At 69.1% G+C, this 13,594-nt stretch carries 15 protein-coding genes; 5 read left to right on the top strand and 10 right to left on the bottom strand.

The window, feature by feature from the left end; genetic code table 11:
* Positions 1 to 23: 23 nt before the first annotated feature.
* From UAA55_RS28205 to UAA55_RS28190, 4 genes are all read right to left on the bottom strand, one after another.
* A complete protein-coding gene (locus tag UAA55_RS28205; RefSeq protein ID WP_322956993.1) occupies positions 24 to 635 on the bottom strand; it encodes a hypothetical protein in 612 nt (203 codons plus the stop codon).
* On the bottom strand, positions 632 to 1,819 hold the full coding sequence (dapE, locus tag UAA55_RS28200; RefSeq protein WP_322956992.1) for a succinyl-diaminopimelate desuccinylase: 1,188 nt from the start codon (positions 1,817 to 1,819) through the stop codon (positions 632 to 634). The genes UAA55_RS28205 and dapE overlap by 4 nt, the downstream gene beginning before the upstream one ends.
* A gap of 5 nt (positions 1,820 to 1,824) precedes the next feature.
* Entirely contained in the window at positions 1,825 to 2,670 is an 846-nt protein-coding gene (gene dapD, locus UAA55_RS28195) for a 2,3,4,5-tetrahydropyridine-2,6-dicarboxylate N-succinyltransferase (protein WP_322956991.1), read from the bottom strand.
* Positions 2,671 to 2,831: 161 nt separating this feature from the next.
* Complete coding sequence (locus UAA55_RS28190; protein ID WP_322956990.1) at positions 2,832 to 3,581, bottom strand: pyrimidine 5'-nucleotidase; 750 nt, start codon at positions 3,579 to 3,581, stop codon at positions 2,832 to 2,834.
* 219 nt (positions 3,582 to 3,800) lie between these two features.
* Between UAA55_RS28190 and UAA55_RS28185 the strand changes: the two genes are divergently transcribed.
* The 3 genes from UAA55_RS28185 to UAA55_RS28175 are packed head-to-tail and all read left to right on the top strand — an operon-like array spanning position 3,801 to position 7,176.
* Positions 3,801 to 5,519 carry a sensor domain-containing diguanylate cyclase gene (locus tag UAA55_RS28185; protein ID WP_322956989.1) on the top strand — a complete coding sequence of 573 codons (1,719 nt, stop codon included), beginning with the start codon at positions 3,801 to 3,803 and terminating at the stop codon, positions 5,517 to 5,519.
* Positions 5,516 to 6,766: a DUF2336 domain-containing protein gene (locus UAA55_RS28180; RefSeq protein WP_322956988.1), complete on the top strand. Its 1,251-nt coding sequence runs from the start codon at positions 5,516 to 5,518 to the stop codon at positions 6,764 to 6,766. Before UAA55_RS28185 ends, UAA55_RS28180 begins: the two co-directional genes overlap by 4 nt.
* On the top strand, positions 6,763 to 7,176 hold the full coding sequence (locus tag UAA55_RS28175) for a hypothetical protein (RefSeq protein ID WP_322956987.1): 414 nt from the start codon (positions 6,763 to 6,765) through the stop codon (positions 7,174 to 7,176). Before UAA55_RS28180 ends, UAA55_RS28175 begins: the two co-directional genes overlap by 4 nt.
* Positions 7,177 to 7,249: 73 nt before the next feature.
* On the opposite strand, the gene argB is transcribed toward UAA55_RS28175, so the two are convergent.
* From argB to rpmH, 6 genes are all read right to left on the bottom strand, one after another.
* Positions 7,250 to 8,176: an acetylglutamate kinase gene (gene argB / locus UAA55_RS28170; protein WP_322956986.1), complete on the bottom strand. Its 927-nt coding sequence runs from the start codon at positions 8,174 to 8,176 to the stop codon at positions 7,250 to 7,252.
* A gap of 129 nt (positions 8,177 to 8,305) precedes the next feature.
* On the bottom strand, positions 8,306 to 8,971 hold the full coding sequence (gene yihA, locus UAA55_RS28165; RefSeq protein WP_145610552.1) for a ribosome biogenesis GTP-binding protein YihA/YsxC: 666 nt from the start codon (positions 8,969 to 8,971) through the stop codon (positions 8,306 to 8,308).
* A gap of 211 nt (positions 8,972 to 9,182) precedes the next feature.
* Entirely contained in the window at positions 9,183 to 10,910 is a 1,728-nt protein-coding gene (yidC, locus tag UAA55_RS28160) for a membrane protein insertase YidC (protein WP_322956983.1), read from the bottom strand.
* Positions 10,911 to 10,977: 67 nt separating this feature from the next.
* Positions 10,978 to 11,289, bottom strand: a complete 312-nt coding sequence (gene yidD / locus UAA55_RS28155; protein ID WP_322956982.1) for a membrane protein insertion efficiency factor YidD — start codon at positions 11,287 to 11,289, stop codon at positions 10,978 to 10,980.
* Entirely contained in the window at positions 11,286 to 11,732 is a 447-nt protein-coding gene (gene rnpA, locus UAA55_RS28150) for a ribonuclease P protein component (protein WP_322956981.1), read from the bottom strand. The genes yidD and rnpA overlap by 4 nt, the downstream gene beginning before the upstream one ends.
* A 9-nt stretch (positions 11,733 to 11,741) precedes the next feature.
* Entirely contained in the window at positions 11,742 to 11,876 is a 135-nt protein-coding gene (gene rpmH, locus UAA55_RS28145; RefSeq protein WP_044558639.1) for a 50S ribosomal protein L34, read from the bottom strand.
* 186 nt (positions 11,877 to 12,062) lie between these two features.
* Between rpmH and UAA55_RS28140 the strand changes: the two genes are divergently transcribed.
* Positions 12,063 to 12,728 carry a TVP38/TMEM64 family protein gene (locus UAA55_RS28140; protein ID WP_322956980.1) on the top strand — a complete coding sequence of 222 codons (666 nt, stop codon included), beginning with the start codon at positions 12,063 to 12,065 and terminating at the stop codon, positions 12,726 to 12,728.
* 63 nt (positions 12,729 to 12,791) lie between these two features.
* A complete protein-coding gene (locus UAA55_RS28135; RefSeq protein WP_322956979.1) occupies positions 12,792 to 13,562 on the top strand; it encodes a methyltransferase domain-containing protein in 771 nt (256 codons plus the stop codon).
* The last annotated feature ends 32 nt before the right edge of the window (positions 13,563 to 13,594 follow it).

Raw genomic sequence — 13,594 nt, 5'->3', positions numbered from 1 at the left:
TCACAACTGAAGCGAGATATGGCCTAGCCCACCGCCGCCATGAGGGGTCCGCGCACCAAGGTGGAGGCCAACTCCGTGGTGACGACGTCCAGGAAGACGAAGCCGGTGGCGGTAATCCAACCCGTACCCAGGATGGCGCGGGCGACATAAGCCTCGTAAAACAAATTCCAAAAATAGCTTACCCATACGATGGACAGCGCCATGGGGGTGGACAGCCAACCGGTATGGGCCAGGGCGGCCAGCGGCAAGACGACAATCAGCGCGACGACTCCGCTCCAGTTGAAGCCAGCGACGAGGCGGGGGAACAAGGCGCCATTGCCCTGCAGATGCAGAATGCGCTCGACCATCAGGAAATAGGCCAGGGTGCCGATGGTATAGGCCAGGAGCAGGGACGGAATGGCCTGCGCCAGGGGAACCACGGGTGCGGTTGCCGGCCCTTCTCCGACAAGGACCAAGGGGTGGCCCATCCAGCGGTCCACCGTGTCCAACGCCACCAGTCCAGGCAGCAGGATCAGCATGACCCAGAAGCTGCGCAGCGCCCCGGCGCGGTCGGCCGGAAAACGGGCGGCGGCCGTCTTGTCCAGGAAGGCCAGGTGCAGGGCGCCGGCCAGGCTGCGGCCCAATTCCCCCATCACGCGGCGGCGCCATGGGCCGCGAACCAATCGGCCAGAACGCGGGCGTAAATGTCGGTCAGGCGGGCCAGGTCGTCCACGGCGATGTGCTCATCCACCTTGTGCATGCTGGCGCCCACGCCGCCGAACTCCACCACCGGGCAATGGTTCTTGATGAAGCGGGCGTCGGAGGTGCCGCCGCTGGTGCTCAGCTCCGGCTCCAGCCCCGTGACAGATCGTACCGCTTCCGCAACGATGGCGCTCAGCTGCCCTGGCGGGGTCAGGAAGGCGTCGCCGCTGACGGTCACCTTGACGTCCCAGGCGCCCCCCACCTCGGCCAGGACGCCGCGCACGTGGGCCTCCAGGCTGGCTGGGCTGTGCAGATCGTTGAAGCGGATGTTGAACACCGCCGTGCCCTTGGCCGGGATGATGTTGGTGGTGGGGTTGCCCACGTCGATGGTGGTGATCTGCAGGCTGCTGGGCTGGAAGTGCGGCGTGCCCCGGTCCAGCGGCTCGCCCGACAGGCGGGCCAGGGCTTGGGCCAGGCGGGGCAGGGGGTTGTCGGCCAGGTGGGGATAGGCCACATGGCCCTGGGCGCCCAGGCTGGTGATGGTGAAGGTGATGCTGCCGCGCCGGCCGATCTTCATCATCTGGCCCAGGCGCTGCGGGTTGGTGGGCTCGCCCACCAGGCAGGCGTCCAAGGCCTCGCCCCGCTCCACCAGCCAGCCCAGCACCTTGCGCGTGCCGTTGATGGAGGGGCCTTCCTCATCCCCGGTGATCAGCAGGCTGAGGCTGCCGGTCCTGGGCAGCCCGGCGGCCTTGCGCCGGGCCACGGCGGCGATGAAGGCGGCGATGGCCCCCTTCATGTCCGAGGCGCCCCGGCCGAACAGCCGGCCGTCGATGATGTCCCCGGCGAAGGGCGCCACCGTCCACGCCGCTTCATCCCCCACCGGCACCACGTCGGTGTGGCCGGCGAAGCAGAAGTTGGGGCCGCTGTCGCCCAGCCGGGCGTACAGGTTCTCCACCGGCGCGGTACCTTCCTCGGTGAAGGGCAGGCGGTGGCAGGTGAAGCCCAAGGCGCCCAGCACCCCCTCCAGCACGCCCAGGGCGCCGGCGTCGGCCGGCGTGACGCTGGCGCAGCGGATCAGCGCCTGGGTCAGCGCCACCGGGTCGGTGGCGTCCAAGGGCGTGGTGGGGGCGGCGGCCATGGGGATCAGTCCCGCAGCAGGTCGTTGATCGAGGTCTTGGCCCGGGTCTGCTCATCCACGCGCTTGACGATGACGGCGCAGTACAGGCTGGGGCCCGGGGTGCCGTCGGGCAGGGGCTTGCCGGGCATGCTGCCGGGCACGACGACGGAGTAGGCGGGCACCCGGCCGATGAAGACCTCACCGGTGGCGCGGTCGATGATCTTGGTGCTGGCGCCGATATAGACGCCCATGGACAGGACGGCGCCTTCCTCGACCACCACGCCCTCGACCACCTCGGACCGGGCGCCGATGAAGCAGTTGTCCTCGATGATCACCGGGCCGGCCTGCAGCGGCTCCAGCACGCCGCCGATGCCGACGCCACCTGACAGGTGGACGTTGGCGCCGATCTGGGCGCAGGAGCCGACCGTGGCCCAGGTGTCTACCATGGTGCCCTTGCCCACGCGGGCGCCGATGTTGACGAAGCTGGGCATCAGCACCACGCCGGGGGCGATGTGGGCGCTGCGGCGCACGATGGCGCCCGGCACGGCGCGGAAGCCGGCGGCGCGGAAGCGGGCGTCGTCCCAGCCCTCGAACTTGGTGGGCACCTTGTCGAACCAGGTGCTGCCGCCCGGGGCGCCGGGCACCGGCGCGCTGTCCGTCAGACGGAAGGACAGCAGCACGGCCTTTTTCAGCCACTGGTTCACCACCCAGACGCCGTCCACCTTCTCCGCCACCCGCAGCTCACCCCGGTCCAGGGCCGACAAGGCCTCGTCCACCGCGTCGCGGGTGGCGCCGGTGGTGCTGGCGTTCAGGGTGTCGCGGGTTTCCCACGCTTGCTCGATATGGCTCTGCAGGTCGGTGAAAGCGGTCATGGGGCGTCGTCCGGATGGCGCCTTGGCGGCGGCTTGGGGGCGGTTTGTCCGATTGGGCGGGGGGACAATGGCGGGCGGCTTCGCCCCCTGTCAACGCCCCCAGCGGCAGGCCAGATCCTACTTTAGCAGGTTCTTCCGGACAAATTCTTGCGCGGGCCCGGCTACCTGGACCCGGCAAGGTCGGCCACCACCCGGGCCAGCCAGGCGGGCACGTCGGTGATGCGGTGCTGCACATAGGGCAGCGCCGCGGCCGGCGCATCGGGATTGGGCAGGGAGAAGGGCGAATCCGTCTCCACCAGCACGGTGGCCATGCCGAGCGCCCGGGCCGGTTCCAGGTTGCGGGCGATGTCCTCCACCATCACGGCGCGGGTGGGGTCGATGCCATGGCGCTGGATCAGCGTGGCATAGGGGGCCGGGGCCGGCTTGGGCGTGAAGTCCGCGGCCACGATATCGAACACGGCGTGGAACTGCTCGGTCACGCCCAGGCGCCGCATCACGTTCTCCGCATGGCCCCTGGACCCGTTGGTGTAGATGATCTTGCGGCCCGGCAGCGCCGCCAGGCTTTCCGCCATGGCTGGCTGCGGCAGAATGGCGCTGACGTCGATGTCGTGGACATAATCCAGGAAGGGCTCCGGCTGCACCCCGTGGTTCAGCATCAGGCCGCGCAGGCTGGTGCCGTATTGCCGGAAATAGTCCTTCTGCAGCCGCTTGGCGGCGTCGGCGTCCAGGCCCAGGGCCTCGGCGATGTAGGCGCCGATGCGCACGTCGACCTGGGCGAACAGGTTGCACGCCGCCGGATACAGCGTGTTGTCCAGGTCGAAGATCCAGGTATCGACATGGGCGAAGGGGCTGCCCATGGGCGCATGGTCGGCGGGGGTTACGGTCAGGGGCGCGGTGGTGTCGGTCATCATGGCCCCCACCATGGGCCCGCCGCCCGTTCCGGGCAAGCCGCGACTGACCGCCGGCGGCCAGGCGCAACCTATCCGGACGCGGCGCGGGGTGCCCGTCCGGGCCAGTTGCCGCCGTTCGGGGAGTGAGCTACTCCTTTGGTGAGGTAAACCTGCCGTTTCAAGTCTTCGGGCTCAAGGGCTTGGGTGGCGGCGGGCGGCAGGTGGGCGCGAGGCGGTGGCATGGGTTCCGATTTGATCGACGGCCAGGCGTTGCTGACGGGTTGGGCCGGCCCCGGGCTGGCGGTCGACGCCGAGGGCCGGGTCACCGCCGCCAATCCGGCTGGCGCCCAGTTGCTGGTCCGCGACGACGGCTGGCTGGATCTCTTGTCGCGCTGGGTGGCGGATGGCGGCGTGCTGCAGCCCGGCACCCATTCCAGCCCCCTGCCGGACCAGGAGGTGGTGGAATGGACGCCGTTGGCGCTGCCGCCCGATGGGACGGGCCGGCCCCACTACCTGCTGTTGGGCCGCATGGCCACCCTGGAACGGCGCCTGCGCCAGGCGCTGACGGAATCGCGCCAGCGCTACAAGGACCTCGTCGAAATTTCCAGCGACTTCGCCTGGGAAACGGGGCCGGACGGGCGTTTCGCCTTCGTCTCGCCCGCCGGGGCCATCGGCTACCGTCCGGACGACCTGGTGGGCCGCCATCCCAACGACTTCCTGCTGCCGGAGTTCGACGACGGCCTATCGCCGTTCGAGGCCCAGGACGCCATCGAGCGGGTGGAGGTCTGGCTGCGCGCGGCGGACGGCCGCCCCGCCTGCCTCATCTCCTCCGCCCTGCCGCTGACCGGGGCGGATGGGCAGTGGGTGGGCGCGCGCGGCGCCTGCCGCGATATCACCGACGCGCGGCTGCGCGCCATGGAACTGGCCCAGGTGCGGCTGCGCGAGCGTTACCTGGGCTACATCGTCTCCTCCACCCGCGACGACGTCGACCCCACCCGCACGTTGGAGATCGCGGCCGGCGTGGCGGTGAACGCCACCGGCGCCGCCGGGTCCGCCCTGCGCGCGCGGGTCGAGGGGGCGGACAGCTACGTCCCCGTGGGCGTGGCGGAGAGCATACCGGCCGAGCTGGAGGCGACGCTGGCGGAGCTGCCCCATCGGGCGGCGGAGAGCGAGGGGCCGGTGACCGTCAACGCCGCGGGCTACGATGTGCTGGCCGCGCGCACCCTGTTCCGGCATGAGGTCAACGGCGCCGTCCTGGTATGGCGGCCGACGCCCGAAACGTCCCCCGACAATGGGCCTGGGGTGGGCGCGAAGGAGGGCGGCTGGTCGGCCGACGATCTGTCCATGGCCCGTACCATCGCTGACCATGTCGGCGCCGCCATCGCCCAGGCCCGCTACCAGGAACGGCTGAAGACCCTGTCGGAGCGCGACGGCCTGACCGGCCTGTACAACCGCCGCACCGTCATGGAACTGCTGACCCAACGGCTGGGCGCCAAGACAGGCGGCGCCTCCGCCCTGCTGTATTTCGACCTGGACAACTTCAAGGCGGTGAACGACCTGCGCGGCCACACCGCCGGCGACGACGTGCTGCGCGCCGTGGGCGACCTGCTGCGCCGCATGGCGCGGCCGGGCGACCTGGCGGGCCGCCTGGGCGGCGATGAGTTCGTGCTGTGGATCGACCGCGTGGACGAGGCCCAGGCCCTGTCCGTGGCCGACCGCCTGCTGCGCGAGGCGGCGGAGTTCCTCCGCCCCCTGTCGGCGGCCCCGGAAAAGCCGCTGGGTGTTTCCGTGGGCGTGGCCGTCCATCAGGGCGGGGGTGGGGAACCGGTGCAAAGCCTGGTGGACCGTGGCGACCAGGGCATGTATGCCGCCAAGCGTTTGGGCAAGGGCCACCGCTGCCTGTCGCCCGCCTATAGTGACGACACCGGGAAAGAGGGTCCCGGGGAAAAGGACGAATGATGGGCGGACTGGACTACGATACCGCCAAGAAGCTGGCCAGCGGCGACGCGGCCGACCGGCGTTTCGTCGCCTCGCGCGCCGAAACCCGGCCGGAGATCCTGTACCTGCTGGCGACGGACACGAGTGCCGAGGTGCGGCGGGAGATCGCGCTGAACAGCGCCACGCCCCGCCAGGCGGACCTGATGCTGTCCACCGACGCGGACGAGAGCGTGCGCAGCGGCCTGGCCTCCAAGATCGCGGCCCTGGTGCCTACGCTGTCCGCCGACCGGGTGGGGCAGATCGAGCGCATGACCCTGCAGATCCTGGAAACGCTGGCCCGCGACCGGGCGGTGGCGGTGCGCGGCATCATGGTGGCGGCGCTGAAGGATCTGCCCAACGCCCCGCCCACGGTCATCCAGCAACTGGCGCACGACCTGGACGCCACCATCTCCGGCCCCGTCCTGCGCCATTCCCCCATCCTGACCGACGACGACCTGCTGGAGATCATCGCCGGCGCGCCGGAGGATGAGCGGCTGTGCGCCATCGCCGAGCGCGCCGACGTCAGCGTGGCCGTGTCCGACGCCATCGTGCAGACGGAGCGCGAGGCGGCGGTGGCGAGCCTGCTGGGCAACGCCAGCGCCCAGATCCGGGAAGAGACGCTGGACCGCATCCTGGATCTGGCACCCAAGCATGAGCCCTGGCACGCTCCGCTGGTGCGCCGCCCCCACCTGCCGCCGGCGGCGGCCGCCCGTATCGCCGGCTTCGTCACCGACAGCCTGGTCAAGGTGCTGGAAAGCCGCAGCGATCTGCCGGTGGAGACCCGCCAGGCCATCACCCAGGCCGTGCGCCAGCGTCTGCCCGCCGCCAAGACCGGCACCGGAACGGGCAACGGCCTGGTGGAGGAGGAAGAGGCGCCCAAGGAGCGCCCGGCCGACCGCGCACGCCGCCTGCACAAGGAAAAGAAGCTGACGGAGGACACGGTGACCATGGCCCTGGGCCAGGGCGACCGGGGCTTCGTCATGGCTTCGCTGGCGCTGCTGTCCGGCCTGCCCCAGCCCATCGTGGAAAAGATCATCGCCGGCCAGAGCCCGCGCGGCGTCACCGCCCTGTGCTGGAAGGCCAAGCTGACCATGCGCGCCGCCCGCCAGGTGCAGATGCGCCTGGCCCAAATCCCCCCCTCCAATGTGCTGAACGCCCGCGAGGGCACCAAGTACCCCATGACCGACGACGAGATGAAATGGCAGCTGGAATTTTTCGGAGTGGAGTGAGCTTCGGCATTGGCGTTGCCCTCTATATTAGCTCGGGGGCGCTTCCAGGTATGGCGCGGCAAGTCGGGCTGAGTTCGCCGTCAGAAGATCATATGCTGCACCCTCTGGGGCAATTCTCGACCTCCAAAGCGGTTGCTGAGCGGTGCGCCTCTGCTAACCCCAAGCTATCCAAGTTTCTGGTGACCTATTCCAAGCTTACGGACTTGGTTGCTGTACGCCTGAAGGCGGCACATCCAGATTGGACGCAAGAGCAGCTCCAGCATGTCTTTGATCTCGGTGCTCAATTTGCTGACGAAGAAGTTGGTCAGGTGGTTGACCGGGAAACATGCGACAGCCCCCAGGTGAAAGTGGCTCTGCAGCGTTTCGAGGTTCAAGCGGACATGGAACCAAGCGACGTGCTGGCGCAGTAGCAGCAGTCGTCACAAACGAGAAACGCCGGGTGGAGCGATCCACCCGACGTTTCATATTACAGGAACAAAAAACTTACTTGTGCCCGATCAGGGTGCCGGCGCCGCCCTCGGTGAAGATTTCCATCAGGATGGCGTGGGGCACGCGGCCGTCCAGGATGACGGCGGCGTCGACGCCCTTTTCCACCGCCTGGATGCAGGTCTCGATCTTGGGGATCATGCCGCCGCTGGCGGTGCCGTCGGCGATCAGGGTCTTGGCCTGTTCCACCGACAGCTCGGGGATCAGGGCCTTGTCCTTGGTCAACACGCCGGCCACGTCGGTCAGCAGCAGCAGGCGCTTGGCGTTCATGGCGGCGGCCACGGCGCCGGCGGCGGTGTCGGCGTTGATGTTGAAGGTCTCGCCGTGCGGGCCGAAGCCGATGGGGGCGATGACGGGGATCAGGCCCGCGTCCTGGATGCGGCGGATCATGCCCGGGTTGACGTTGAAGGGGTCACCCACGAAGCCCAGGTCCAGCACCCGCTCGATGTTGCTGTCGGGGTCGCGCTTGGTGCGCAGCACCTTGCGGGCCTCGATCAGGTTGCCGTCCTTGCCCGACAGGCCGATGGCCTGGCCGCCCTGGTCGTTGATCAGCTGCACCAGCTGCTTGTTGATGGAGCCCGACAGCACCATCTCGACGATCTCGACCGTCTCCTTGTCGGTGACGCGCAGGCCATCGATGAATTCCGACTTGATCTTCAGCCGGTCCAGCATCTGGCCGATCTGCGGCCCGCCGCCGTGCACCACGATGGGGTTGATGCCCACCTGTTTCAGCAGGACGATGTCGCGGGCGAACATCTCGCCCAGGCGCTCGTCGCCCATGGCGTGGCCGCCATACTTCACGACGAAGGTCTCGCCGGCGTAGCGGCGCATGTAGGGCAGCGCTTCCGACAGGGTCAGGGCCTTGCCCAGCCACTCCTCGCGGGAGGCGGCCAAGGGAGAGGAAGCGGCGGCTGCGGCGGTCATCGGCTCGGGATCCGTGTCACGGGATGGAAGGGCGGTTCGTATCTATACCCGACCCGGCCCGGGGGCAATCCCCCGTTACGGCGGGTGCGGCGATGGGGCCAGCATAGCGGCACTCGCCGTTCGTGCGTGTTACGGATTGGCTAAAGCCGCCAGGCTGGCCCGCAGTTCCGGCACGCCCTGGCCCGTCTCGCTGCTGGTGAACAGCACCTCGGGATGGGCGGCCGGGTGCTTCTTGATCGCGGCCTGGGTGGCGGCGTGCACGTGGTTCAGGGCCTGGCGGGTCAGCTTGTCGGTCTTGGTCAGCACCACCTGGTAGACGACGGCCGCGTTGTCCAGCATGCCCATGACTTCCATGTCGATGGGCTTGAAGCCATGGCGGCTGTCGATCAGCAGGCAGCAGCGGCGCAGGGTCACCCGGCCCTTCAGGTAGGCGCGCACGAACTCATTCCACGCCTCCACCTTGTCCTTGCTCTCCTTGGCGTAGCCGTAGCCGGGCATGTCCACCAGCGACAGCCGGTCGCCCAGGTCGAAGAAGTTCAGCTGCTGCGTCCGGCCCGGCGTGTGGGAGGTGCGGGCCAGGGTCTTGCGGCCGGTCAGGGCGTTCACCAGGCTGGACTTGCCCACGTTGGACCGGCCGGCGAAGGCCACCTCCGGCAGGCCCTGCGGCGGCAGGTTGTCCTTGGCCGAGGCGCCCCACTTGAACTCGCACTCCTTGGCGAACAGCAGGCGCCCCTGCTCCAGCGCCTCGGGCGAGATGGGGGTCAGGGCGGGCAGGGGGGGCAGCTGGATGGCCATGGGCCGTACTCTCTCACGATCTGGAAATGGCGCGGGGGCATGGAACCTTGTCCCATGCCCCCGGCGGTATGAAAACAGGTCTTACATCAACGGTGTGCGGCCACGCCGCATGCCGTTGTAGGACGCAAGTGCGTCCGCCGGAGCGAGTACCGCAGGGCGGAGCGAGGAAGCCAAGGCCGCGGATGCGGCCGCCCGGCGCTTGAGGGCGCCTTTAAGTCGGCTTCACACCCATGCGGCGCATCAGCACGTATTGCTGCGTCACGCTGAACAGGTTGGACCACACATAGTAGATCACCAGGCCGGCGGGCAGGGAGCCCATCATCCAGGTGAAGACCAAGGGCATGGTCATCATCACCTTCTGCTGCGTCGGATCCATGCCCGGGGTGGGCGTCATCTTCTGCAGCAGGAACATGGTGCAGCCCAGCAGGATGGGCCAGACGCCGAGGTGCAGGAAGGAGGGCGGGGCGAAGGGCAGCAGGCCGAACAGGTTGAACAGGCTGGTCGGGTCGGGCGCCGACAGGTCATGGATCCAGCCGAAGAAGGGCGCGTGCCGCATCTCGATGGTGACCGACAGGACCTTATACAGCGACCAGAAGATGGGCATCTGGATCAGGACGGGCAGGCAGCCCGTCATGGGGTTGGCGCCTTCCTTCTTGTACAGCGCCATCATCTCGATGGACGCCTTCTGCTTGTCGTCGCCGGCACGCTTGCGGATGGCCTCCACCTGCGGCTGCAGCTTCTTCATCTTGGCGGCGCTGCGGAACTGCTTCTGCGCCAGCGGGAACATCAGCGTGCGCAGGCAGATGGTGAACAGCATGATGCCCAGGCCGAAGTTGCCCAGCAGGCGGCCGAAGAAGTCCAGCGCCAGCGAGAACGGCATGGTCAGGAACCATAGGTGGCCGAAGTCGATGGCCCGGTTGAACAGCGGAATGTGCTGGTCATCCTGGTAGCCGTCCAGCAGCTTCATCTCCTTGGCGCCGGCGAACAGGCGTTCACCGCTCTCCGTGCTCTGCCCGGCCTCCAGCGTCACCGACGGCTCGGCATAGTCGGTCTGGTACAGGTCGCCCTTTTCCTGGTGGGTGACGTGGGCGGTCAGGCTCTTGGCCTGATCCGGCACCAGGCTGACCAGCCAGTACTTGTCGGTGATGCCCAGCCAGCCGCCCTTGGTATCGAAGGACTTGGAGGTCTCGCCCGCCACGTCCTTGTAGCTGATCTCCTTAAGCGTGCCGTCCATCAGGCCGATGGGGCCCTCATGCAGCATGTAGGAACCGACCAGCGTCGGGTGGCTGGCCCGCGCGATGCGGGCGTAGGGGTAGAGGGTGACGGCGGCGGCGCCGTTGTTCGTCACCTTCTGGCTGATGCTGAACATGTAGTTGGCGTCGACCGCCACCGTGCGCTCGAACGTCAGGCCTTCGCCGTTGTCCCAACGCAGGGTGACGGGATGCTCCGGCGTCAGGTCGGCGGTGTCAGCGGCCTGCCATTCGGTGGTGGGGCCGGGAACGGCGGCGCCGTTGGCGGTCCAGCCGTATTCGGCGAAGAAGGCGCCGGGGGCGCCGCTGGGCGACAGCAGGGTGACGGCCGGGCTGCTCTTGTCCACCGTCTCGCGGTAGTCCTGCAGGCTGAGATCGTCGAAGCGGCCGCCGCGCAGGTTCAGGCTGCCGGCCAGGCGGGGGGTGCGGATGGTGATGCGCTGCCCTTCGCCCAGCACCGTGGCGCGGTCGCGCAGGGCGTCGGCCACACCGCCGGAAGCGACGGCCCCGGGGGCGCCCGTGGGGGCCGCGCCGGCGGCGGGCGGGGCCGCCAGGGCTTGCGCCGCCTCCTGCCTGGCCTTCGCCTCCTGCAGGGCGCGCTGGCGCGGCGCCTCATAGAAGAAGTGGAAGCCCAGCAGGATGGCGGCCGACAGGCCGATGGTGATGAACAGGTTCTTCTGATCGCTCATGTATTCACTTCCCACACGACCCGGGCCGGCGACGGCGGCAACTCTGGAAACAAACGGCGGCAGGACCCTAACGGGCCGCGCGTCCCCCGTCCATATGGCAGCATTGAATGTCAGGCGAATGACGCCGGAAATGCGATGATTTGGGCGGCATATGGTCCGCCGGCGGCACCGGATCCAGTCCCCCGCCGCTCCAGGGATGGCAGCGGGCGATGCGCCGCACCGCCAGCCAGCCGCCCTTCACCCCGCCATGCACGGCCAGGGCTTCCAGCGCGTAGGCCGAACAGCTGGGCTCGAACCGGCAGCGGGGGCCCAACAGGGGCGCCAGCAACAGCCGGTAGAGATGGATGGGCAGGCGTAAGATGCGGGCCAGCGGGCTCATGACGCCGCCGGACCGGCATCCGGCGAGGCCGGTTGGCTCGCGGGCATGGCGAAAGCCTGGGCGCCCTCGGTCCAGGCGCCCAGCTTTTTCAAGGCCAGGGTCAGGTCAGCCAACAGGTCGGCGTACCGCCGGGTCACGGTTTCGCTGCGCGCGATGACGACGAAATCGGTGTTGGGCTTGCCATGAAGGGCCAGCACGGCGCGCACGGCCGCGCGCAGGCGTCGCCGGGCGCGGTTGCGCTTGACGGCGTTGCCGACCTTCTTGCTGGCGGTGAAGCCCACGCGCACCAAAACGTCGCCGGCGGCAGGCCGCTGGCGATCGTCGTGGGCACGGGCTTGCAAAATCAGGCCGGGGGTTGCCCATTTACGGCGCGCCCCGGCAACGGCCAGAAACTCCGACCGTTTCAAGAGGCGCCCCACCACGGCTATGCGCCGGGGCGCCATCTCCCTGCCTTAGGCGGAGAGACGCTTGCGGCCCTGGGCGCGACGGCGGGCCAGCACCTTGCGACCGCCGGGGGTCGCCATGCGGGCGCGGAAGCCATGGCGGCGGGCACGCACGAGCTTGCTCGGCTGGAACGTACGCTTCACGACTGATACTCCGGATATAAAACTGGAAAATGGAAGGGCGTTGTATAGTGGCGGCCCGGCGCGGAGTCAATGCGCCTGTTCTTCATCGAGAGGATGGCCGCGTTGCCTGTAGAGAAGGCTCCCCGGGATTATGAAAGCTCTGGGGGCGGCCGTCCACCACGGACGTCCGTCTCTTGGATATGGCGTTTGACACCCCTCGGCCTTTTGCTGGCGGGGCTTATTGTGGTGCTGGCCGCCGGCGGGCACCACTGGTTGACGGTGAAGGCCCTGTCCGGCCGGTTGGCGGATCTGTCCGCCATGGTCGCCGACCATCCCGCCTGGGCCGCGGCGGCATTGTTCGGCGTGGCGCTCGGCGTTGCCGCCTTTTCCCTGCCGGCCGCCACGGTGGTCAGCCTGGCCGCCGGCTACGCCTTCGGCGCGGGCCTGGGCGCGCTGCTCTCCGTGGCGGGCGGCACCATTGGCGGCACCCTGGTTTTCCTGGCCCTGCGCCGGGCCGGCGTGGGTGGGGTGGCGAGGCGCCTTCCCGGCTGGCTGAGGCCGGTCGCGAAGCAGCCCTGGGCCGTCATCCTGGTGCTGCGCCTGCTGCCGATCATGCCGTTTTCCGCCATCAACGTGCTGGCGGCGGCAATTCGCATGCCGGCTCCCATCTTCATCATCGGCACGGGGCTGGGCGCCTATCCCCCGCAATTCCTCTATGCCTTGCTGGGCGCGCGGCTACCGGCGCTGCTGGCGGCGGGGGAGCGGCCGGGCCTGGGCCTGGTGCTGCGGCCGGAGGTGGGCGGCCCCTTGGCCTTGCTGGCACTGCTGGCCCTGGCGCCGGTGGCAATTCGCACTTGGCGCCGCAACACCTGAGTTGCGTTCCGGCTACTCGGCCCCACTTATTAGGATAGGCACCAAAAGGAAGGAGGGCCGCCCATGGCCTGGGATCCCGCACAGTATGGATTGTTCGAGGCGGCGCGCGCCCGCCCGGGGCATGACCTGATCGCGGCGCTGCCGCCGTGCAAGCCCGCCACCATCGTGGATTTGGGCTGCGGCGCCGGCAAACTGACCATGGCGCTGGCCAACCGCTGGTCGACGGCGGAGGTGGCGGGCGTCGATAGTTCCACCTCCATGCTGGGCCGCGCCGCCCTGCTGGACGCCCGCGTGGCGTGGGAATTGGGCGACATCCGGCACTGGACGCCCAAGGCGCCCGTGGACCTGCTGTTCTCCAACGCCGCCCTGCAGTGGGTCGAGGGGCATGAGGCCCTGTTCCCCCGCCTGTTCAAGGGCGTGGCGCCCGGCGGCGTGATGGCGGTGCAGATGCCGCGCAACTTCGCCTCCTCCTCCCACACGCTGCTGCGCCAGGTGGCGGCGGCGGGGCCCTGGGCGGCGGCGCTGGAGGGCAAGCTGCGCGAGGCGCCGGTGCACGACCCCGCCCGATATTATGACTGGCTGGCCCCGGCCGCATCGCACGTCGACGCGTGGGAGACGGAGTACCTGCACGTGCTGGACGGTCCCGACCCCGTCCTGGAGTGGACCAAGGCCACGGCCATGCTGCCTGTGCTGGAAACGCTGCAGGGGGCGGAGTTGGCGGATTTCACGGAGCGTTATCGCGCGGCCCTGGCGTCCGCCTACCCTCGTCGCGCCGACGGCCGCACCCTGTTCCCCTTCCGCCGGCTGTTCATCGTCGCCACGCGGGCTTCCTGAAATCGATGGGCTGAAATCGATGGGCTGAAATT

This window comes from Nitrospirillum guanabarense, assembly GCF_034653355.1.
Classification (GTDB): Bacteria; Pseudomonadota; Alphaproteobacteria; order Azospirillales; family Azospirillaceae; genus Nitrospirillum.
Note: the sequence above shows the minus strand (reverse complement) of the source record. Positions and strands in the feature narration are given on the sequence as shown.